Consider the following 22,151-nt stretch of genomic DNA (forward strand, 5'->3'; position numbering starts at 1 on the left):
AATATACTATACAAATATTTTATCGTCAAGTTTCTAAAGATTAAAATAATATTTCTACCAAAAAAGTGTACTGAATTGCAAGTTTACGTGTTTTAAATTATAATAGGAGGACAAATATGAAGAAATTACTTTGTTCAGCATTACTTTTGATTACTCTTGTTGCAGCTGTATTTGCAGATCCTTTTAACAGTAAGCTTACGGATGAAGAGCGGGCTAAGATTGCAACTGGTGAAATTTTAATCAAAAACATTAATTACGAAAAATTTGTTTGCCTCAAAAAGGGTGAAGTTACTCTTGGAGATAAGCTTCTTACAGAAATACATGATTTGAATCCTAAATATCTTGCAGAAGTAATCCAGATTAAGCCTTATAAAGGAAATGAAGATCTTCCACAGCGGCTTGAAGCTATTTTGAATAATGTTCCTGAATATGCAGGTATTCCATATTATTCAGTTCGTCATGATGCATGGTGGAATCTTTATGATTCTGCAGAAATCAAAGAGACTATTGAACGTGCCGACGGTAAAACAATTCGTGCAGACCTTTTGATGGAGCCTTTTGACATAGTTCAGGAAGATATTGAACTCACTCGCGGGGCAGATTCTATCCTTTATTCTGCAGTTAATACAAACAAGCTTCGTTATCTTGATAAGTTCGATTGTATCTGGCCACGTAAAATGAAAATCTGTATCCTTTTGTTCCGCGATGGAGATAACTGGGTACTTTATGGAATTGGTGGTGTAAATGCACCTCGTGTTCCATTCTTTACAGAACGAATTCAAACATCATTCATCAACAGAATAAATACTTTCTGTTCATTTATATTTAAGAAGTTTTAATACAAGAAAAGAGGAAGGGGAAAATGATCTGGTTAATCGGTTGCAAAGGTATGCTTGGTAGTGAGGTTGCAAAGCAGCTTGATGAAAAAAAACTTCCATGGATTGGTACAGACCGCGAGGTTGATATTACTGATCCACAGGCACTTATTGATTTTACCAATAAAATCGAAACAGCCGCATATTTCCCTTCTGATTTACGTAAAGCAGACAGAAAAATCCAGTGGATTATTAACTGTTCTGCGTATACAAATGTAGACAAAGCAGAAGAAGAACCTGAACTTGCAGAGAAACTTAATGCAACTGGTCCTCTTAATATTGCCCGCGTTGCACGTTCTATTGGTGCTAAACTGATTCATATTTCAACTGATTATGTTTTTGATGGCCAGGGAACTGCTCCATACACAGAAGACCTTCCAAAGGCTCCTCTTGGAGTTTACGGTAAAACTAAAGCTGCCGGTGAAGATGCTATCATGAAGGAAATGAACACTTATTACATTATCCGTACTGCATGGCTTTATGGTTTTGATGGCAAAAATTTTGTATACACTATGACAAAGCTTATGAACAGTCATGATCAGATCCGCGTAGTAAATGATCAGAAAGGTACTCCAACTTATGCGCCAGACCTGGCTTCTGTAATTCTCCGTTTTATCGATAAAAGTGATAATGCTAAATCATTCTTTGGAAAAAACAGTGCTCCTGCATATGGAATCTATCACTTTACAAATGCAGGTCAGACAAACTGGTATGAATTTGCCTGCGAGATTTACCGTCTTGGACGTAAATTCGGCCGCATAAAACAGGAATGTACTGTAAATCCTTGTACAACAGAAGAATACGGAGCAAAAGTTCAGCGCCCGGCTTATTCTGTTCTAAGCAAGGATAAAATCTCCAAGAGTCTTAAGCTCAAGATTCCTGAATGGCAGAACAGCCTCGAGAAATTCATTAAGAGCGACAGATTTAATCCATAACTTTTGCAAGTCTCCAAAATCTGTGGTATAATATCTTTATGATTTCAAAGAAAGTTAAAGATATTGTTGAAAGCCCATCCAACGGTGTGATCCGCAAGATGTTTGAAGAGGGCGCCATTCTTAAGCAGAAATACGGTGCAGATAAAGTTTATGATTTCAGTATCGGAAACCCCGACCTTGACCCCCCGCAGAAAGTAGTTGATGCAGTTCGAGAAGTAGCTGCAGATACAACCCACCTCCGCCACGGTTATATGCCGAATGCCGGATATCCTGAAACCCGTGCCGCAATGGCTGTTAAAACTGCAAAAGAGCAGGGTGTTCCTGTTACTGCAGACTGTGTTGTTATGGAAGTTGGAGCCGGTGGTGCACTTAATGTTGTCCTTAAGTCACTTTTGAACCCTGGTGAGGAAATTGTTATTCCTTGTCCTTATTTTGCTGAATATAATAATTATGTTCATAATCACGAGGGCGTTGTTGTTCCTGTAAAAACTAAAGAAGATTTTTCTCTTGATGTTGATGCTATAAAGGCAGCTCTTGGTTCAAAAACTGCTGCAGTTCTTATTAATTCACCTAACAATCCAAGTGGTCGTATTTATGATGAAGCTGATTTGGTTGCGCTTACAGATATGCTTAAAGAGTTTGGTGCAAAAACAGGCCGTTATCCATATCTGATTTGTGATGAACCTTACCGCGACATTACTTATGGAAAAAAAGTTGCTACAGTTTTTGATAAATATGAATATTCTGTAATTGCAACTTCGTTTGCAAAGAATCTCAGTGTTCCAGGTGAGCGTGTAGGTTATGTTTGTGTAAATCCTGCCTGTCCTGAAAAAGCTGATTTTATTGCAGCTGCAATTTTCTGTACACGCGTCCTTGGCTTTGTAAACTGCCCGGCCTTTTTCCAGAAGGTTATTGCAAAAAGCTGGGATGCAGAATGTGATTTTTCTACATACGAAAAGCGCATGAAAGAAATCTGCGAGGTTATGGATTATGCCGGCCTCAAATATGCAAAACCAGAAGGTGCTTTCTACCTCTGGGTAAAATGTCCTGATAAATGGAATGATGATGATATGGCCTTCACAAATCATCTGAAAAAATACAATATTCTCTGCGCTCCAGGAAGCGGATTCGCAGGCAAAGGCTGGTTCAGAATCGCTTACTGCTGTTCTGAACAGTCAATATTGAATAGTAAAGAGGCTTTTAAGAAAGCAGTAATTGAAGGGTAAAGCTAAAAATTGCTTTCGCAATTTTTTTAACGCTTTGCTATTTATCACCGGCCGCCAGCGGCCTTACTCAGGAGTTTATATGAAAATTTTGATGGTTACTTCGGAAACAGTTCCTTTTGCTAAAACCGGTGGACTTGCAGACGCCGTTTCAGCACTTGCAATAAATCTTAGAAAACAGGGACATGATGTTCGTATCGTTATGCCTCGTTACTATAAGATAGACCGCAGCAAACTTAAGGCCATTGAGGCTCCTCTTGCTGTTGCCGCTGGAACCATAGAAACCTGGGTAAAGGTTTATGAAGCTCCTCTTCCCGGAACTGATGTTCCTGTTTACTTTATTGATCACGAGCAGTGTTTCGGACGCGACGGTATTTATGGAACTAAGGCTGAGCCTGATTTCCATGATAATCCATACCGTTCTGCTGTTTTGTGCCACGGTGCTTTCCAGCTCTGTCGTCTGCTTGGCTGGTATCCGGACATTATGCATGCCCACGACTGGTTCTGTTGTCTTGTTCCTGTACTTTTGAAGCATGTTTGCCGTAACGGCTATTTTGCTCATACTGCCTCTGTCCTTACAATTCACAACCTGGGCTATCAGGGCTGGTATAGTAAAGATTCTTTCCCGGCTCTTGGATTGGACTGGAATCTTTATTACGGCGGTGGTTTTGAACGTAACGGAAGTATCAACCTCTTACAGGCTGGTATTTCCTGTGCAGATATGATTACAACTGTTTCTCCAACTTATGCTGGCGAAATGCAGAGTGTAGAAGGTGGCTTCGGCCTCGATGGCTTGCTGCGTGTACGCTCAGATGTTGTTCGAGGTGTCCTCAACGGCTGTGATCTCGAAACCTGGAATCCAAAAACAGATAAACTTCTTCCTGCTAATTTTGATTATAAAGATCTTAGTGGTAAGGCTAAATGTAAAGAAGCTCTTCAGAAGCGAATGGGACTTCCTGTAAAAAAAGATGTTCCAGTTATTGGTATTGTAACCCGTCTTGCAGATCAGAAGGGTATTGCAGAAGTATTTGCTCCATCTTACGGAAGCATTTACAGCATCTGTGCAAATATGGATGTACAGTTTGCAATTCTGGGAAGCGGTGAAAAATGGTGTGAAGACGAAATCAATTCCCTTCAGTCAAAACTTCCGAATCTTCGTGCTTACATTGGATATGATGAAAGCCTTAGCCATCTGATTGAAGCAGGTTCTGACTTCTTCTTAATGCCTTCACGCTATGAGCCATGTGGTCTTAATCAGATGTACTCAATGCTTTATGGAACTCTTCCAATTGTACGCCGTACTGGTGGTCTTGCAGACACAGTAGAGCAGTACAATGAGTTTAGTGGAGATGGAACCGGCTTCCTGTTTGATAATCTGACTCCAGGTGCAGTTTACGACACAACTGGCTGGGCTGTATGGGCATACTACAATAAAAAAGATCACATCAAAAAAATGCAGGTACGCGGTATGAAGAAAAACTTCAGCTGGGACACAAGCGCTCAAAATTATGTAGGAATATATTCTGATGCTCTGTGGCGTGGCTGTGGAATTAACACTGCCGACTGGCGTTAGAACTCGTACCACTGGTCATCTTTAGTAAGATACCAGTCTGCAAGCAATTTAGAATCAGAAGTTCCGCACCAAGAAATACTACCATTAGAGTTCAAAATAACCGCACGACGGCTGTTCAAACAAAGTGTTTTAGGAATAGAAGCTGAGCGGTTATAAGCAAATCTTTTCTTTGTAGAAAGATTATAGCAGTAAACCTTATTACGTCCGATATTTGTAAACAGAGTATTTCCATTCAGATAAGTAAATGCTTCTGCATCTTCTTCTGCAAACTTCAAAATATTTGTCATCTGCTTTGTATAAACATTATAAGAGAATACATAAGTATTGCGGCCTGTCTCATCAGAAACAATGTAAAGACCATAAATTGTTTTACCATCTGTACTTAGTGCGTAGGTAACGTTACCCTTAATGCTGATCGGTACTGTTTCCATTGTCTCAGGATTTACTGTAAGCAGTGGTGTCTGTGGATTTGTTGCAGCAGACTTGGCAATATAAACGAGTTTATTGTTCATATAAACAGCATCTTGAATACCTGTTCCAGAATAAACTTCAGAAAGAGTACCAGTCTGAATATCATAAAGATTTACAACACTGTTACTTTCAATTTCAATAAGATAATCTTTTCCATCTACACTGCAAAGTCGTACTTTCTGAACACTGTTTTTTGGAGTGAAGAGAACTGAAGGAGTTTTTGTATCAAGATTTAAAAGTTTAATTGGAGTCTTTTCTGACTGACTCCAGAGAATTACAGAATTATCTTTATAAGAAATAATATCTGTTTCTCCTGATGTTGATGAAAGCCTTGAGATTACACCTGTATCATAAGAAGAGCGGTAAATTGCATTTGTAGTAAGGAAGTAGAAATCATTTTCAGCAGGTGCCATTCCATAAATCTTTGAATATGTATTTTCTGTCATTTCTACCATTGTGTTTGTTGTAATAGTTGCTTCAACTTCACTTTTATAAACGGAACCTGTTTTGCTTCCAAAGTAAATGTTTGTAGCATCTTTTACAGCCGCGGTGATTACTGCTGAGCCACGCGGACCTTTAAGCGATTTTACAAGACGTGGATTTGAAACCTTGTTATCTTCAAGGCTTTCGAGCATTTTTACTTCGTAGTTTCCACGGCCATCAGTTTCAAGATAATAAAGGTTGTAATCAGATTCTGTTGAAATAATAATCGGATTATTTGCTGTTACAGATGCAATTGTTTTTCCTGCTGCTGTAATATAAATTGAACCGTCTCTGATTCCTGCAAAATAACGGTTTTCATTATACATTACAGTTTGAGAAAGTCCTTTTACAATCTGCATCTTCTGTTTCAATTTTCCGGTTGTAAAATCATAAAAAGAAAGATTTCCCGAAGGAGAATAGAATGCACAGGTCTTTTCTGAAGCACTTGTATGAATATAACTTACAATTCCTGTATTTGCTTTAATTTTATCTACAATCTGCCAGCCCTGTGTTCTGATAAATACGGCACCGTCTACAGTAGCTGTTCCTGCAATAAGATAATTTCCTTTTGAAGAGTAGGAGAGTGATGTAATTGAATCAGAAAACTTCTTCAGATATTTTCTCGAAAGAGTTTTCCAGTCCCAGACTGTAATGCGGTTAATTGAACCACCGTCTGTTTCATAAAGGGCAATTTCATTTCCATCTGGAGAAACTGCAAACAGTTTAATTGCAACATCAGAGAACTGATAGTGTTCACCCTGTCCGTCGAAAGTCCATTTAATAACAAAGCCATCATCAGAAGCTGTGTAATATGAACCATCAGTTCCTCTGGCAGAAACCGGAGCAACCTGAGTTACCTGAGCCTGATGAGATTGGGTTGAAATATGAGATTGTGCTGAAACAGAGAAAATCAAAAAAGCTGAAGCAATCAAAGAAAAAAACTTTTTCATAACGGTTCAAAACTCCTGAATTATTTTTTTATAAAATATAGAATATCACCCTTTACGCCAATGATAAATAGTAAAGCAATGAATGCCAGACCGATAAACTGCACATAATATTGAATGCGAGGATTTATACGGCGTCTTATTATAATTTCAATAAAAGCAATAAGAATGAGTCCGCCATCCAAAATTGGAATAGGCAGAAGATTCATAATAAAAAGAGAAATGCTGATTACAGACATAAGGCTCATAAGGCTTACAAAACCAACTCTAAATCCTTCTGAAAAGCCGTCTTTTACAGTACTTCCAAGCATTTCTGTAACACGCGCAGGACCGCTCACAGCATTATCCATATCAACACCCTTAAATAAAATACCAATGCTTTTGATTGTTAAGGCTGCTGTTTTGATGGCATCAATAAAACCGTGTCCTATTGCACCAAAGAATCCATATCGTGGAGATTCTTTTTCAAGTACATCAGATGTATCTGCTGCTACACCGAGTTTACCAGAACCTGTTGATTTATCGAGTTCTGTGTGAACTGTTAACTCAAGCTCTTTTCCATCTCGTAAAACACGTATAAGAAGGTCTTCATCTGGTCTCATTGAGACTTCTTCAACAAGATCAGAAAAATCTTCAATGGTTTTTCCATTGATACTGATTATCTGATCTCCGGAAATAATTCCTGCATCTCTTGCTGCAGAAGAGGTTACATTATCATTTATTAAAATCTTATTTGAATAAGTATAATAGGTGTATCCGATTCTATTTATAAATGCACAGGCAATTACTGCAAAAATAAAATTAAAGAAAGGACCTGCAAAACCAATTAAAGCTCTCTTAAAAGGATGAATGCCATAAAGAGAATCCGCATCTCCGCCAACCTGAGGCAGCTTTTCTTCAAGAGCCTTCTGGAAATCTTTTTCTCCCTTCATGCCGCAGTAGCCGCCAAGAGGAATTAAAGATAAACGGTAATCTGTTCCACGTACAGTTCTATGTAATAAAACAGGACCGAAGCCAATTGAAAAACTTTCAACTTTTACACCAAAAAGTTTTGCTGCAATAAAGTGGCCGAATTCATGAAATACAATTAAAAAGAACAGACAGAGAATTCCGTAAAGCCATTTCATAGCTGCTCCGATGCAAATGTACGTGCTTTTTTATCTGCTTCAAATACAGTATCAAATGAATCTAGTTTAGTATTCCAGTCATTATCAAGTACAGAACGAACAATTCTTGAAATAGCTGGGTATGTAATTTTTCCGTCTATAAAAGCATGTACCGCAACTTCATTAGCTGCGTTAAAAGCTATAGGATAACAGTTGCCTTTTTTTACACATTCAAAAGCGTATGATAGAAGCGGGAAATCATCCATTCTAGGTTTGTAAAAAGTCATCTCTTTATCAAACAAATCAAATTGTTCCATGTAACAAGCCTTGTTTTCCGGCCAGTTGAGGGCACATAAAATCGGATGCTTCATATCCGGTTCAGAAATCTGTGCGTAAAGTTCGCCGTCATTTGTTCGTACCAGGGAATGAATAAGGCTCTGCGGATGTACAACAACCTGAATCTGATCTGCTGTTACATCAAAAAGAAAAGCAGCTTCAATAACTTCAAGTCCCTTATTTGCAAGTGTCGAAGAATCAATTGTGATTTTCTTTCCCATATTCCAGGTAGGATGTTTAAGTGCCTGTTCAAGTGTTACGTTTTCGAGCTGTTCTTTTGTATATGTACGGAAAGGACCGCCGCTTGCTGTAATCACAATCTTAGAGATGTTATTCATTCCAATTCTCTGAGTAAGATTGAAGATTGCAGAATGTTCTGAATCAACAGGAAGAAGTTGAGCCCCTTTAGTACGTGCAAGCTCTTTAATAAGAGGACCTGACATTACAATTGTCTCTTTATTTGCGAGAGCAAGATCAATTCCGTTTTCAAGTACAACTTTTGAAGGAACGAGTCCTGCAGCTCCGGCAATTCCGTTTACTACGATATCTGGTTTTGATTCATCTATAAGCTTTTGAAAAGCTTCTGCAGAATTGTCTTCACAGGAAAGAAGTGAAGAGCATTTGTAGTTTGCTGAAAGTTCAGTAAGTTTATTTTTGTTTGAGTGAGCCTGAAGTCCGCATACACAAAAATCAGAACCCATATTATTGATAATATCGAGTGTACTGGTTCCTATTGAGCCAGTACAGCCAAGAACTAGAACTCTTTTCATAATTAGAACAGGAAGTTATATCCAATATAGAAAATTGGAGCTGCGATTACAACTGAGTCAATTGAATCAAGAACTCCACCACGGCCAGGAATTAAATTACCACTGTCTTTAATATCGCAGGAACGTTTGAAAACAGATTCAATCAAATCACCAATAATTGCAGAAACTGAAGTAATGATACCAAGAATTACAAGATTTAAATTGCTGATTGAAATTGCAACTGGGAAGAAATATTTAAGAACAAAACCACAACCCAAAGAACCGATAATTCCGCCAATAAAACCTACAAGACTTTTATTTGGACTTGCTGCAACAAATCCTCGTGTTGATTTTCCAAAAAGGATTCCAAAGAACCATGCAAAAGAATCACACATGAAAACAAAAATCAAAAACAAACTTATGATTATTTTTGAATCTGGAAGGATTGTCATTCTTGAAAGGAATGTAAGAAGGAAGCCTGTGTAGAAGAAGGTAAGTGTTGTATAGGCAATTTTAGAAAGTGAGTTTTCAAAAGACTTTGCAGTAAAGCATTCAAAACCCATCAAAAGAATCACTAAAGAAATGAACAGCCATGGTGTAATATCAAGTGAAAGACCTGATAAAATAAAGGTATAACAAGAAAATGGAAGGAGGGCAGTGCCAATCAAAACTACTTCACGATTAAAAAGTACTATACCTTTTTTAGACAGCATGTTGTAAAACTCATTTGCGCCTAATACTGCAAAGATTCCAATGGTAATCTGCAAAGGCAGGTGATTCAACCAGTCACAAAATACAATTGCAAGTACAAGTGGGATTCCTATAAAAAATGTCAAAAGTCTTTTTGCAACTTTGCTCATAATTATTTTCCTTTTTTAGAGGCCGGTTTTTCGGCACCGAAACGTCTGTTTCTATGCTGGAAGGCTTCTATATGTGAATAGAACTCTTCGTTTGAATAATCAGGCCAGAGTGTGTCTGTATATATTTGTTCAGCATAAGCAACATGCCATAACAGATAGTTGCTTAAACGCTGTTCCCCACCAGTTCTGATAAGAACATCGACATCCGGACATTCGGGCATATCGAGATAGCTGGAGAAAGTTTTTTCATCCAGTTGGTCGGGAGATACTTTATTTTCTATGATTTTTTTGATGCCGCGGATTATTTCGTCACGGCCGCCGTAGTTGATGGCAAGATTTACAGTCATACCCTTAAAGTCTGCTGTATCGTCCATTGCCTGTTTGATATCTTTTTGAATACTTGCCGGTAATGCTTCAAAATTACCGATATGTCGAACTCTTATTCCGTTTTCTTTATAAAAAGCAAGTTCTGCACAAAGGTGAGTGTGGATAAGGTTCATCAGGAATCCAACTTCCTGTTCAGCGCGCTTCCAGTTTTCAGTTGAAAATACATAAAGTGTAAGATACTTAATTCCGATGTCTCTTGCAGCCTTTACAATTCTTTTTGCGGTGCGAAGTCCTTCATCGTGACCAGAAGTGCGTGGAAGTTTTTTTGCCTGAGCCCATCTTCCGTTGCCGTCCATAGTAATGGCAACATGCAGCGGAAGATTTTCCTTATCCAAAGCCATAATTGCCTGCATTAGTTCTGCATTATGTCCTTTTCTTTTGCATCGTAAATCTTGTTGATTTCATCGATGTATTTATCTGTAAGCTTCTGAAGCTTGTCTGTTTCAGTTTTAAGTCCGTCTTCTGTGAGCTCTCCGTCTTTCTGCTGCTTTTTGAGCTCATCGTTTCCGTCGCGGCGGATGTTACGGATTGCAGTTCTTGAGTTTTCTGCAACTGTTTTAGCCTGCTTTACAAGTTCCTTACGGCGGTCTGCAGTAAGAGCAGGAATTGCAATGCGGATTACCTTACCATCGTTTGATGGGTTCAATCCAAGATCAGCTACCTGAATAGCCTTTTCAATTTCAGAAATAAGTGATTTGTCAAAAGGAGTGATGATGACAGAACGTGCTTCAGGAATTGCAATTGTAGCAACCTGATTCAAAGGTGATTTTGTTCCGTAATAATCAACACGAACCTTATCAAAAATTGCGGCATTAGCGCGTCCAGTTCTGATTGTGTTAAAAGAATCCTTCAAAGAAGCGATTGTTTTTTCCATTCTTTCTTCAATGTCTGCCATTTTTTTTCCTCCTAGAAACTCGTCATTGCGAGGAGCGAAGCGACGAAGCAATCTGTTAAATGGATTGCTTCGCTTCGCTCGCAATGACGGTGGTTTATTTACTTACCAAGAACAAAAAGTTTTGCTGTAGCAAAGCTGAGTGTAGCACCAGCTTCCTTTCCAACTTCTGCAAGTTTTGCTGTTACAGTTTTCTTGTCGTCCTTTACGAACATCTGGTCTTCGAAACAGATTTCTGCAAGGTGCTTGTTAATCTTACCCTGAAGAATTCCTTCCTTAACGTTCTCAGGCTTACCAGCCATCTTTTCGTCCTGATCCATCTGTGCCTTGAAGATTTCCTTCTGTTCAGCAACATAAGATTCTGGAACATCTTTCTTTGATGTGTAAGCTGGTGTGAAAGCTGCAATGTGGAGACAGCAGTCATAAGCAAAAGTCTTTACTACATCTGCAGTAGAACCCTTAACTACAACTACAGCACCAGTTTTCTTGTCTGAGTGTACGTAGAATGAAGCAGATGCATCAGCAGGTACATCAATTACTTCAACCTTTGCAACCTTCATGTTTTCACGGATAGATACCTTGAGTGGTTCAAGGATAGCTTCGTGATCAGCCTCAACCTTTGTGTAACCCTTTTCGAAAGTTACGTCGAGAAGCTTTTCGCCTACAGCGATAAAGTCAGCGTTGTTTGCTACGAAGTCTGTTTCGCAGGTAAGTTCAACAACTGCAATTTTATTGCCGTTCTGGCGGATGAAAAGACGACCTTCAGTTGTAGCACGCTCAGCGCGTTTAGCCATAGCTGCAAGTCCCTTTTCCTTAAGATATTTTTCGGCTTCTGCCATGTCGCCGTTACATTCTGTAAGGGCTTTTTTACATTCCATCATTCCGGCACCAGTTGCTTCGCGAAGTGCCTTTACGTCAGCTGCTGTGATTGCCATATATTAGTCCTTATAAATTTTGTCTTCGTCAACGTCGTCAGCAAGGCTTTCTTTTTCGTCTGCTTCAACATCTTCTTCTTTTGGTTCAGTTGGCTGATAGTTTGAGTAATCAACGATTTCCTGATCTTCTGTACGTGTAGAAGCGTCAGTCTGAACATCATCTTCGTCATTAAGGTTCTCAAGAATCTTAAGACCAGCTTCATTGTCAGATTCAATTACAGCGTTAGCAATGATTGAAGTGAACAAAGAAATAGCGCGGATAGCGTCATCGTTACCTGGAATAGGGTAGTCGATACCTTCTGGGTTACAGTTTGTATCAACAACAGCGATGATTGGGATACCCATTCTGCGTGCTTCTGCAACTGCAAGCTGTTCCTTGTGTGTATCGATTACGAAGAGAGCTCCTGGGAGTTCCTTCATTTCTTTAATACCACCGAGGTTCTTTTCAAGCTTTGCCTTTTCCTTCTGGAGAGCAGCTACTTCTTTCTTTGTAAGATTATCGAATGTGCCGTCAATTTCCATCTTTTCGATTTTCTTGAGGCGCTGAAGTGATTTTTTGATTGTAGCGAAGTTTGTAAGCATACCACCAAGCCAGCGGTTGTTTACATAGAACATACCACAGCGTTCAGCTTCTTTCTGTACAGCCTGCTGTGCCTGTTTTTTAGTTCCTACGAAGAGGATAGATTTGCCAGATGCAGTAACTCTACGTACTTCATCATAGCCGTCTTTGATTGCAGCGATTGTCTTCTGCAAGTCGATAATGTGGATACCATTGCGTTCTGCGAAGATGTACTTCTTCATACGTGGATCCCAGCGTTTTACCTGATGTCCGAAGTGTACTCCAGATTCCAACAGGTTCTTCATGGTTACTACTGCCATGATTAACTCCTTCACGGGTGAATTACAAATGCTTTACAGCACATTCACCACCAAACTCTATTTCTCGAATCACAAATGTGACCGGAAGATTTACAGTCCTACGGACTGTTTATATTTCGAAGTCTATTCTAATAAAGAATATCCTTCTTGTTTCAATATATCGTAAAGCTCAAAAATAGGCAAGCCGACCGCTCCGGAATAAGAGCCTTCAATCTTTGAGATAAAGCAGGATGCAAGACTCTGGATTCTATATCCGCCGGCAGCTCCATGCCATTCACCAGTTTCTACATACCATTCAATTTCTTCATTAGTCATTGGAGCAAAAGTAACGTTGGTTTTGCAAAGGCGAGAAATTGTTTTCTTTTCACGGCCGTTATAAAGAACAATTGCAGTTAAAACTGTATGAGTATTTCCCTGAAGTGCAGAAAGATATTCTACAGCCTGGTCATGATTCTCTGGTTTTCCAATAATCTTGTCATTAAAGAGAATAACTGTATCTGCTCCGAGAATCCACTGAATTTCCTGACCAACCGGCAGAGAACGAATTACAGCAGAAACTTTTTCCTGTGCAAGTAATTCTGGTATTTGTTCTTTTTCAATTGCAGAAGTTAGTGTTTCATCAATATTTGGAATGATAACTCTAAATGGAATCTTAAGCATTTTTAAGATTTCCTGTCTGCGTGGTGAAGATGAGGCGAGGATAAATGGTTCCATATTTGCTCCGACGTTATTGTAATTACTTTTTTTATGTTAAAAAAAGAGCTGCCTTTCGGAAGCCCTTTTTAAATATTAGAATTCTATTGCAAAATTATTTTGCATCAGAACTGTTTGATTTTTTAGAATCTGAGTTGCTTGAGAGTGTCTTCAAAAGCTTGTATGCCTTCTGTCTTACAGGAGTTACATAGTGATAGTCTGTTGAAATACGTGCAACAGCATCAATCATAGTCTTTTTATTTTCTGTTTTATCAGCAAGCATTTCGAAAGCATTAAGAACTTCAAGTGCAAGTGAACTTGTTGGATTCAAAACCTGATTACGACGGTTAGCAAAAGCGATTGCATCAACAGTTTCATCATTTTCATTGATTCCGATTTCACCAAGAGATTTTACAGCAGCTGCAATTACCATTGGCTCATTATCTGCAACAGCAATTGAAACTAACATATTCTTAGAATGTTCGGTAGGAACTTTTGCCATAAGCTTACATGCTTCACGGCGGATTTCTGGGAAGTTGTTATTAAGACGTCCGTTTGTACGAGACTGTGTTGTAAGACCTTCGCCAGCAAGTCGATCAAGTGCCTGAATCACAGCATCAGAAGTATTACCATCATCAAGTGCAGCCTGAAGGTATTGAAGTGCTACAAGTTTATTATCATATTCATCTGAGTCAGCGAGTGTCATAATGATATCGCCATCAACATCATTAAGGTATTCGCTTTCAACAGATGTTTCTTTTTCCTGAGCAAAAGCAAAGCCACATGCGAACATCATTGCAGATGCAATAAGAACTTTTCTAGAAAGTTTCATTAAAAATTCCTCCGTAATTGGTCATAGACCTAATATAATAATTATAGAATATACTAGCCAAAAAATCAACGAAAATTACACGCGGTCTAACTGAACGTACCATTTACCGTTTACTTTTATGAACTGATAATATCTTGTAATACTTCCGTCCTCATGTACCTGAACGGCCTTTGTATTTGTCTTCGAGATATATCTGATTTCTGTAATCTCACGGTTATGACGTGAAGGAATGAAAACATACTTAAAATAGTCACCAATTCCATTCAAAACGATAGCTTTATTAGGAAGTTTTTTATTTACTTTTCTGATGTTTACAGGATTTGAATAGAAATTTTTAGAGTCTTTATCAACATATTTAAGCCATGCTTCAACATCTTCTTTTTCCATTACTTTCTGAAGTTCTTTGATGATACGGAGAATTTCAGCCTTATCTTCTGTGAATTCGTCTTTTGTTACAAATTCATCAGCAGAAAGAGCCTGTGTAGAACGCAGATATTCTTCTTCATCTTCTTCCTGAATAGAAACATCTTCATTAATCAATTCAACATCTTCTTCAACTTCTGTAACGTCTTCAGTGTCTTCAACTTCTAAGCTTTGTGTTTCTTCCACAACAGGTGCTTCAGGCTTAGTATCTTCTACCTGAGGCTTTGAGCCACATGAAATTAAACAAACTCCGAGTATAAGTGAAATTAAAACATAAATCTTCTTCATGCGGTAATTCTACATCTATTGCCCGTTTTCGTCAAATAAGATAGATTACTTATATATGGTAAAAGCTGTATTTGCAGGGTCATTTGATCCTCCTACAAATGGACATTTAGATATTATTAAAAGAGCATCTGGACTTTTTGAAAGTGTAGATGTAGTTGTTTCTGTAAATCCCGAAAAAAAGACAATGTTCTCTGAAGAAGAAAGAGTTCAGTTTTTAAAGGAACTGATTAAACCATTCGGAAATGTTTCTGTTCATTCATATAAAGGTATCATTGTAAATTATGCAAAAGAAGTTGGTGCTAAAGTTTTAGTAAGGGGAGTGCGCTCTGCTAACGATTTTGGTTACGAATTTGAACTTGCATTGATGAATCAGAATTTGAATCCAGATATTGAAACTGTATTCCTTCAGTCAAAAGAAAAATATGCAATCGTAAAATCTTCATCAATAAAGCAGCTGGCTCAGTTCGGCGGTGATATTTCCCGTATGGTTCCATCTATTGTGGCAGATGCATTAAAAAAGAAATATGAATAATTCCCGTAACGGGGAATTTAAATGACAAAATTTGAAATTTTGTTTGACAAACGGTGTTAATTTGATATAATAGATTGACATTCAGATTGGAATTGTTGTATATTAAACTTCAGTTATATCTGATAAATTATAGTGAGGTTATATATATGGCAGTACCAAGAAGTAAAACATCAAAGGCCGTAACAAAAAGACGTCAGACAATCAACATGAAACTTAAGGCACCACAGCTTGTTGAATGCAGCAACTGCGGAAACCTTGTACAGTCTCATCACGTTTGTCCAAAATGTGGTTTCTACCGCGGACGCCAGGTTATCACACCTGAAGTTAATGGCTAATTCTTAGGAGTAAAAAGAATGGACGAATTGTTTGAAAAAATCCAGAAGCTTATTGCTGACAAATTGGAAATCGACGAAGGAAAGATTACTTTGGATTCTTCTTTCAGAAACGATCTTGGAGCAGATAGCCTTGATACTTATGAATTGGTATATGCTATCGAAGAAGAATTGGGAGTTAGCATCCCAGATGAAAAAGCAAACGAATTCGAAACTGTTCGCGACGCTTATGATTTCATCAAGTCTGAACAGGGCAAATAAGTCTTTAGACTAAGATAAAGCGTAGAAAGCACAAGTATTAAACTTGTGCTTTTTTTTTCGGAAAAAAAATGGAACTTGCAAAACAACGTAAAAAAGAACTGTCTGATTTTTGTAACAGGGTAGGAATAAAATTTAAGAAGCTTGAGCATTTAGATCAGGCCTTTCATCATCGTTCACTTACAAATGAAGCACACGGAGTGAAAAATAATGAGCGGCTTGAATTCCTTGGCGACTCAGTACTTGGAATGGTAACTGCTGCCTATCTGTATAATAATTTAGACAATCCTGAAGGTGATTTAGCAAAAATTAAATCCGCTGTAGTTTCGGAAAAAGCTCTTGCTCCTGTAGCAATTAAGTTTGGAATAGACAAGCTATTGATGCTCGGTCACGGTGAAGAGATGAGCGGTGGCCGCACAAAGCCTGCAATTCTTGCTGACTGTATGGAAGCAATTATCGGCGCTTATTATCTTGATTCAGGATACAAGGCTGCAGAAGCATATGTACTTTCTTTTATTGAACCTGCTGTAAAAGAAACTTTTTCACAGGGAGTAAAAGACTTTAAAACACAGCTTCAGGAAAAATATCAGAAAAAAACAAAAAAATGTCCTCAGTATGAACTGGTTTCTAAAACAGGTCCAGATCATGATCAGACATTTAAAGTTTGTGTTCATTTAGGTGATAAAGTATTCGGTCCGGTAACTGCTAAATCAAAAAAAGAAGCAGAACAACTGGCTGCAAAACTCGCTTTAGACTCTTTTAATTAAATTTTTTTACTTATTTAATAACATCTGATATAATAGGTTTATGAATAATAAAAACCTATTTATCAGCTTTTTCATCAAATTAATCATTTTTTTAGTTTTCGGAGTTTTATTTTATTCTGGTATATTTTCAAAACTCGATTTCCGTTTATATGATTCTTTACTAACACAAAGAAAAGAACCTGCTGCAGATCCAAACATCATGCTCGTAAAAATTGATGACTATGCAATTAAAGAGCTTGGTGAGTGGCCATGGGGACGCGATACTATTGCTGACGCATTGTTACGCATGAAAGAACTTGGTGTTGATACAGCAATCTTCGATATTGAGTATATTTCACCAACTAAAAACGGTATTGCTCCTGCAGCCGAACAGAAAATCTTCAAGCAGGTTTACGCAACAGAAGATACAATAAATGAACTTATCAGTCAGCTTTCTGCTGCAATAAATGCAGGCTATGTACGGGCTTCAGAAGTTCCTGCTCTTGTCAGCGAAATGATAGCTGAAAATATTGAGCCTACTTTTGAAAATCTCCAGACCTATATTGCAGAAAACATGTCGCGCGATAACGATGAGTATTTTGCACGTTGTCTTCAGTTCTTTGGAAAGGTATATCTTACAATCAATCATGATAATTTAGGTTATGATATCACAAATGAAGATAAGCAATATATCATTAAAAGAATGCTTACAGATAAGATAGAAGATGTTTCAAATCTTGTAGAACTGGGAAATGAATATACATCAATTTCAACAGGTGAGGAACGTGGTTTTAATCCTGCAATGAATAAACTGATGACACGTGCTCATGGTGCAAACTTTACAAACTCTGTAGTAGACAGTGATGGTGTTCGCAGAAGAATACAGCTCCTTGTAAAGTTCAATGATACTTATATCAATCAGCTTGCTTTTGGTCCATTTCTTGAAATTGCTGATTCTAATACTCTTGTACGAGAAAAAGATTATCTTATTGTAAAAAATGCAAAAAATGTTTATACAGGAAAACGAAAAGATTTAAAAATTCCGCTTGATTCTAATGGCCGACTTATAATAAATTACCGCCATGGTTCAAGTGACGAATCCTTTAAAAATGATTCAATCATAAATATCATTCATCTAGATACATTCGAAGAACAGATACTTGTATGTCTTAATAATATTGCTCAGCAGGCCGTTTATGAAAATGATGGCTCAGAAATGGAATATACAAGAGCTGCATGGTATTTACTTGATGAATATGATGAAATTACAAATATGAAGGATCAGCTTCTTTCTAAGTGTACTGGTTTTAATGAAGATGGTTCAGTAATAGATGGAATTACTCCAGATGAATATTCAGAATATTTTAATTTAAGAAATCAGTTTTATAAGGATGTAAATGAGTTTGCTTTTGCCGGATATCTTGAGACAGTTATACAAAGACTTGATAAACTTGCCAATCAGTTAGATAAAGAAACTGTTGAAGAATTAAAAACATACCTTACAGAAGATTTTGATAATCTGAAATATTTTTCAGATTCCTTTAATGATTTTATGAAGGAATTAAGGGAGCTTTATCAGAATGCATATTGTATTATCGGAAATACTGCTACTTCAACAACTGATATTGGAGCAACTCCTTACATTACTAAATATATGAACGTTGGTATTCACGCTAATGTTTTGAATACACTCTTAAACGAAGATTTTATCTATAACGTAAGATGGCAGTGGGGCTTTTTACTTGCATTCGCTCTTTCTATTTTTATGCTTACTTTTATTAAGGCTTCAAATGCAAAACAGAATATCATTACCTTCATTGCATATCTTATTTATTGTCTTGTATGGGGCGGATTATTTGTTTTCAGTAAATATTATATTCAATTTATTGGAACAATTTTGTGTCTGGTCGTAGACCTGGCTGCCGGAATTGGTTACCGCTTCTTCCTTAGTAATAAAGAAAAGCAGTTCATTACACAGATTGCTTCTTCTTTTGCCAACAAGGATACCGTTAATGAACTTCGTAAAAATCCGGATGCATTCAAAACAGAAGGTCAGAAAAAATGTATTACAGCGCTTTTCTCTGATATTCAGAAATTCTCAACACTCAGTGAAAGCATTGGTAAACTTTATGGTGATGAAGGACCAAACAAGTTAATTGAGATTCTCAATGAATACCTTGGACAGATGTCAAATGAGATTCTGCGAAACAGTGGTAACATCGATAAATATGAAGGTGATGCGATTATCTCAATGTTTGGTGCTCCAGACCCTATGAATGCTCATACGCCGGAAGAATGGGCATATCTTTGTCTTGATTCTGCAATCAGAATGAAAAAAGTAGAAGTTGAGTTTAACCAAAAGCATGCTGATTTGTTTGAACCTAAAGAGATTACTCATGAAGATGGAAGAAAAGAAATAATTCAGCTTAAACCTCTTCAAACCCGTATCGGTGTAAACTCGGGTGAAGCCTTTGTAGGTCTTATGGGAAGTAAAACCGATACCTTCAGTAAGCTTAATTACACTATGATTGGAGATACAGTAAACCTCGCAAGCCGTCTTGAAGGTGTAAATAAAGCTTATGGTTCATGGATTATGTGTTCTGATGATACCTGGAATATGGCTGATTCTGGTGCACATAAAGGAACAATTGCTGCAAAGCGTCTTGATCAGGTTAGAGTAGTCGGTCGCTCAACTCCAGTTCAGTTATACAGTATTGTGGGTTTTACAAACGAACTTACACAAGAACAGAGTGAACAGATTGATGTTTTCCACGCCGCTCTGGATAAATACCTTACACGTGATTTTGCAAATGCAGGTAAATTATTCATGCAGGCCAATTCTATGTGCGGCGGTGATCCGATTGCACTTGTTTTTGCAGACCGCTGTAAGAACTTTATAGAAAATGGCGTAGCAGATGACTGGGACGGCGTAATTAATATGACTTCAAAATAAGTAAAAAAGAGGAAAAGATTTATGAAAAAATTATTGTTTCTTGCATGGAGCTTATCAATATTATTACTTGCATCTTGTAGTAATGATATCCAGAAAGAGGGATATAAAAATTCTCTATACCCATTTCCAACAAATGGAAAAGAGACATTCGTGGTAATTCAGAATCAAACTTTAAAAGATTTTGAAAGGATTTTGAAAACTGAAACTACTTACAAGGAAATTGTAGCAAAATACATCAAAGATAAAAAGGCTCAGGGGAAAACTGTAATAATTCCAAGAGACCATAAAGATTATAAAATTGATATGAATGCATTGAAGACTTATAATTCAAATCCTTTTAAAAAGGTTATGAATAAAAAGTCTGGAAGTTGGGAAGTAAATTTTCAAATTACAAAAGATGGAATATTACAGGATAAGAAGCTTTATGATTTAGATAAGAATTTTTCGCCTGATGACTATGATCCAATTAAAAAAACATTCTATTCAGAAGTATCTCCAGGAGTAACAGGAACGGATTATACAGAAGATTGTGAATTATATGCTGTTGGTGATTATTGTTATGTCTGGTATAAAAATGAGCCGAATAAATCAATGTATATATTACCTGAAGATTGCAGAATATTAGCTGAAAAATTTGATGATATCTATAAACAGGAAACTTACATATTTGGTTCTAATATCCCAGAATTTAAGGATGAAGCAAAAGAATTGTTAGAAGATGCTTTTATTACAGTAGATCCAAATAAAACAAAAATACATATTATTGTTTACGATTTGAATAATGATTTTGATAAAGAGTCAAATGCTGTTTTGATGGGCTATTTCTGGCCTTTAGATTTTTTTAAAAATGAATATCTTGCAGAAATTAAAGACTTAAAATCTTCGAATGAATGTGAATGCATTCATATTGATAGTCAAATGCTTTATACCAGAATAGAAGACATTTATTCAACACTTGGACATGAATTCCAGCATTTACTTCATTTTGTAAATAAATCATTGAATACATATGATGGAGGATTTATAATGCAAAAGTCTAGTACATGGTTTAATGAATTGATGTCTATGGTTTGTGAAGATATTATGCTGGAACAGTTAGGTATCTCACCTGAGGCAGGTCCTCAGAATAGATTAGATTTGTTTTGTGAAACTTTTAATTCTGGTTTCGAAACATGGTTAGATACAGATTATGTATTAATATCTTATGCAAATACATATGCTTTTGGTGCTTTTCTTTTAAGAAACTGGGGAATTGATTGTATTAGGGCTATTGCTCTAAATGAATATATAGATGAAAAAGCAATTATTGAGGCTGTAAAAACTCGTGATGAATCAATCAATAATTTTACTCAGTTACAGGAATTGTTTTATGAAGTAATGTTGTATCCAACTTCATCAACAAAACATACATTAAATAAATCAGTTTCTGAAACATATACAATTAGAGGAGAGGAAGTAAAATTTAATTGTAATGCTATTAATCTTAATGATTATATAATCTACAGCTCAGATGATATGAATTCTGATATGGCAGAATTGTTGTATGGTGGAAAATCCAGTACTTCTTATAAGGGGCCAGTTCTTTTTAATGAATGTTTTGTGAATAATATAAATAACGGTACTGAATATATTGGACCTAGAGGAACATTGATAATTCATTATGATGCTGATAAAGAATATATAGAAATTCCAAATAACTGGTCAGATAAGCTTAAGTTTATCCCTGTGCAACTGGAGCAATAAGTTATGAAAAAATACTTAATATTTTTTTTATTCTTATGCAGTATGGAAGTCTTTTTTGCATATTCTAAGCCTTCATTGTCAGATGATAATATTGATATTGTAACTGGTTATATTAAGGTTTATGGTAATGAGCCATTTACTTTTATTGGACTGGAAACAGAAAATGAAAAGCAATATTCAATCAAGGCTTCTGATGAGGTTTTGATAGAGTTAAGAAAAGCTCAGGGCAAGAAGATTGAAATAAAAGGTGCATTTGAAAAATCCGGAAAGTTATCGATTAACGAACTTAAAGATGGATATCTGATTGTTCTTGAATGGAAGGTTGTAAAATAATCTACATCATAAAAAAAGACCCCGAACTAATGATATGTACCCAAAATTCTGGACACATATTATGAACTAGGCGGAACGAATGGATGCTTCCCTGTATTTTACAGGAGGCATCCATTTTGTTTTAACCTGTATTCGCTTGTTGTTATAATAATCTATATATTCTGCGATTGCTACAGAAAACTCTTCAAAAGATTTAAAATCCCTTTCATGACCATAATATAATTCATTCTTTATTCGACCAAAAAATGTTTCCATAATGCAGTTGTCATAGCAGTTTCCTTTACGAGACATAGATTGTATAATCCCATGTTTAGTCAGAGCCGTTCTATAATAAATATGTTGATACTGCCAGCCTTGGTCAGAATGA

23 protein-coding genes are annotated in these 22,151 nt (G+C 36.8%); 11 read left to right on the plus strand and 12 right to left on the minus strand.

Going from position 1 to position 22,151, the window contains the following annotated elements:
- Positions 1–116 precede the first annotated feature (116 nt).
- The 4 genes from BMY21_RS14140 (at position 117) to BMY21_RS14155 (ending at position 4,606) form a co-directional block, all read left to right on the plus strand.
- Positions 117–839, plus strand: coding sequence for a DUF6675 family protein (locus BMY21_RS14140; RefSeq protein WP_074645302.1), 723 nt, complete (start codon positions 117–119; stop codon positions 837–839).
- Positions 840–862: 23 nt separating this feature from the next.
- On the plus strand, positions 863–1,810 hold the full coding sequence (gene rfbD / locus BMY21_RS14145) for a dTDP-4-dehydrorhamnose reductase (RefSeq protein WP_074645304.1): 948 nt from the start codon (positions 863–865) through the stop codon (positions 1,808–1,810).
- Positions 1,811–1,848: 38 nt separating this feature from the next.
- Positions 1,849–3,036 (plus strand): pyridoxal phosphate-dependent aminotransferase, encoded by a 1,188-nt coding sequence (locus BMY21_RS14150; protein ID WP_074645306.1) that lies wholly within the window; start codon positions 1,849–1,851, stop codon positions 3,034–3,036.
- Positions 3,037–3,115: 79 nt separating this feature from the next.
- The gene (locus BMY21_RS14155; protein ID WP_074645308.1) at positions 3,116–4,606 is read left to right on the plus strand and encodes a glycogen synthase; all 1,491 of its coding nucleotides are present in this window, start codon (positions 3,116–3,118) and stop codon (positions 4,604–4,606) included.
- Here BMY21_RS14155 and BMY21_RS14160 read toward each other — a convergent pair.
- From BMY21_RS14160 to BMY21_RS14210, 11 genes are all read right to left on the minus strand, one after another.
- Positions 4,603–6,510 (minus strand): WD40 repeat domain-containing protein, encoded by a 1,908-nt coding sequence (locus tag BMY21_RS14160; protein WP_074645310.1) that lies wholly within the window; start codon positions 6,508–6,510, stop codon positions 4,603–4,605. The genes BMY21_RS14155 and BMY21_RS14160 overlap by 4 nt on opposite strands.
- 20 nt (positions 6,511–6,530) lie before the next feature.
- Positions 6,531–7,634 carry a M50 family metallopeptidase gene (locus tag BMY21_RS14165; RefSeq protein WP_074645312.1) on the minus strand — a complete coding sequence of 368 codons (1,104 nt, stop codon included), beginning with the start codon at positions 7,632–7,634 and terminating at the stop codon, positions 6,531–6,533.
- The gene (gene dxr / locus BMY21_RS14170; RefSeq protein WP_074645313.1) at positions 7,631–8,719 is read right to left on the minus strand and encodes a 1-deoxy-D-xylulose-5-phosphate reductoisomerase; all 1,089 of its coding nucleotides are present in this window, start codon (positions 8,717–8,719) and stop codon (positions 7,631–7,633) included. Before dxr ends, BMY21_RS14165 begins: the two co-directional genes overlap by 4 nt.
- Positions 8,720–8,721: 2 nt before the next feature.
- A complete protein-coding gene (locus BMY21_RS14175; RefSeq protein WP_074645315.1) occupies positions 8,722–9,558 on the minus strand; it encodes a phosphatidate cytidylyltransferase in 837 nt (278 codons plus the stop codon).
- A gap of 2 nt (positions 9,559–9,560) precedes the next feature.
- Positions 9,561–10,286 carry a polyprenyl diphosphate synthase gene (gene uppS, locus BMY21_RS14180; RefSeq protein WP_074645344.1) on the minus strand — a complete coding sequence of 242 codons (726 nt, stop codon included), beginning with the start codon at positions 10,284–10,286 and terminating at the stop codon, positions 9,561–9,563.
- Positions 10,287–10,297: 11 nt separating this feature from the next.
- On the minus strand, positions 10,298–10,840 hold the full coding sequence (frr, locus tag BMY21_RS14185; protein WP_074645317.1) for a ribosome recycling factor: 543 nt from the start codon (positions 10,838–10,840) through the stop codon (positions 10,298–10,300).
- A gap of 98 nt (positions 10,841–10,938) precedes the next feature.
- Positions 10,939–11,772, minus strand: a complete 834-nt coding sequence (tsf, locus tag BMY21_RS14190) for a translation elongation factor Ts (protein ID WP_074645319.1) — start codon at positions 11,770–11,772, stop codon at positions 10,939–10,941.
- Between the two features lie 3 nt (positions 11,773–11,775).
- Complete coding sequence (gene rpsB / locus BMY21_RS14195) at positions 11,776–12,651, minus strand: 30S ribosomal protein S2 (RefSeq protein ID WP_074645321.1); 876 nt, start codon at positions 12,649–12,651, stop codon at positions 11,776–11,778.
- A gap of 123 nt (positions 12,652–12,774) precedes the next feature.
- Positions 12,775–13,365 carry a Maf family protein gene (locus BMY21_RS14200; protein ID WP_074645323.1) on the minus strand — a complete coding sequence of 197 codons (591 nt, stop codon included), beginning with the start codon at positions 13,363–13,365 and terminating at the stop codon, positions 12,775–12,777.
- Between the two features lie 94 nt (positions 13,366–13,459).
- Positions 13,460–14,176, minus strand: coding sequence for a HEAT repeat domain-containing protein (locus tag BMY21_RS14205; RefSeq protein WP_074645325.1), 717 nt, complete (start codon positions 14,174–14,176; stop codon positions 13,460–13,462).
- A gap of 75 nt (positions 14,177–14,251) precedes the next feature.
- Positions 14,252–14,887 carry a hypothetical protein gene (locus tag BMY21_RS14210; RefSeq protein ID WP_074645326.1) on the minus strand — a complete coding sequence of 212 codons (636 nt, stop codon included), beginning with the start codon at positions 14,885–14,887 and terminating at the stop codon, positions 14,252–14,254.
- A gap of 55 nt (positions 14,888–14,942) precedes the next feature.
- Between BMY21_RS14210 and coaD the strand changes: the two genes are divergently transcribed.
- The 7 genes from coaD to BMY21_RS14245 all read left to right on the plus strand — a co-directional run bounded on the left by coaD (position 14,943) and on the right by BMY21_RS14245 (position 21,784).
- The gene (gene coaD / locus BMY21_RS14215; protein WP_074645328.1) at positions 14,943–15,419 is read left to right on the plus strand and encodes a pantetheine-phosphate adenylyltransferase; all 477 of its coding nucleotides are present in this window, start codon (positions 14,943–14,945) and stop codon (positions 15,417–15,419) included.
- A 146-nt stretch (positions 15,420–15,565) separates the two neighbouring features.
- Positions 15,566–15,754, plus strand: a complete 189-nt coding sequence (gene rpmF / locus BMY21_RS14220; RefSeq protein ID WP_074645330.1) for a 50S ribosomal protein L32 — start codon at positions 15,566–15,568, stop codon at positions 15,752–15,754.
- An 18-nt stretch (positions 15,755–15,772) separates the two neighbouring features.
- Positions 15,773–16,012, plus strand: a complete 240-nt coding sequence (gene acpP, locus BMY21_RS14225; protein WP_027726958.1) for an acyl carrier protein — start codon at positions 15,773–15,775, stop codon at positions 16,010–16,012.
- Between the two features lie 68 nt (positions 16,013–16,080).
- On the plus strand, positions 16,081–16,776 hold the full coding sequence (rnc, locus tag BMY21_RS14230) for a ribonuclease III (RefSeq protein WP_074645332.1): 696 nt from the start codon (positions 16,081–16,083) through the stop codon (positions 16,774–16,776).
- A 40-nt stretch (positions 16,777–16,816) separates the two neighbouring features.
- Positions 16,817–19,708, plus strand: a complete 2,892-nt coding sequence (locus tag BMY21_RS14235; protein ID WP_074645333.1) for an adenylate/guanylate cyclase domain-containing protein — start codon at positions 16,817–16,819, stop codon at positions 19,706–19,708.
- A gap of 21 nt (positions 19,709–19,729) precedes the next feature.
- On the plus strand, positions 19,730–21,451 hold the full coding sequence (locus BMY21_RS14240) for a M30 family zinc metallopeptidase (protein ID WP_074645335.1): 1,722 nt from the start codon (positions 19,730–19,732) through the stop codon (positions 21,449–21,451).
- 42 nt (positions 21,452–21,493) lie between these two features.
- Positions 21,494–21,784, plus strand: a complete 291-nt coding sequence (locus BMY21_RS14245) for a hypothetical protein (RefSeq protein WP_074645337.1) — start codon at positions 21,494–21,496, stop codon at positions 21,782–21,784.
- Positions 21,785–21,850: 66 nt separating this feature from the next.
- Here the strand turns inward: BMY21_RS14245 and BMY21_RS14250 are convergent.
- On the minus strand, positions 21,851–22,151 hold a 301-nt coding region (locus tag BMY21_RS14250; protein ID WP_143064247.1), incomplete at its 5' end, for an IS3 family transposase.

Source organism: Treponema bryantii, from assembly GCF_900111035.1.
GTDB classification, from domain to species: domain Bacteria; phylum Spirochaetota; class Spirochaetia; order Treponematales; family Treponemataceae; genus Treponema_D; species Treponema_D bryantii_C.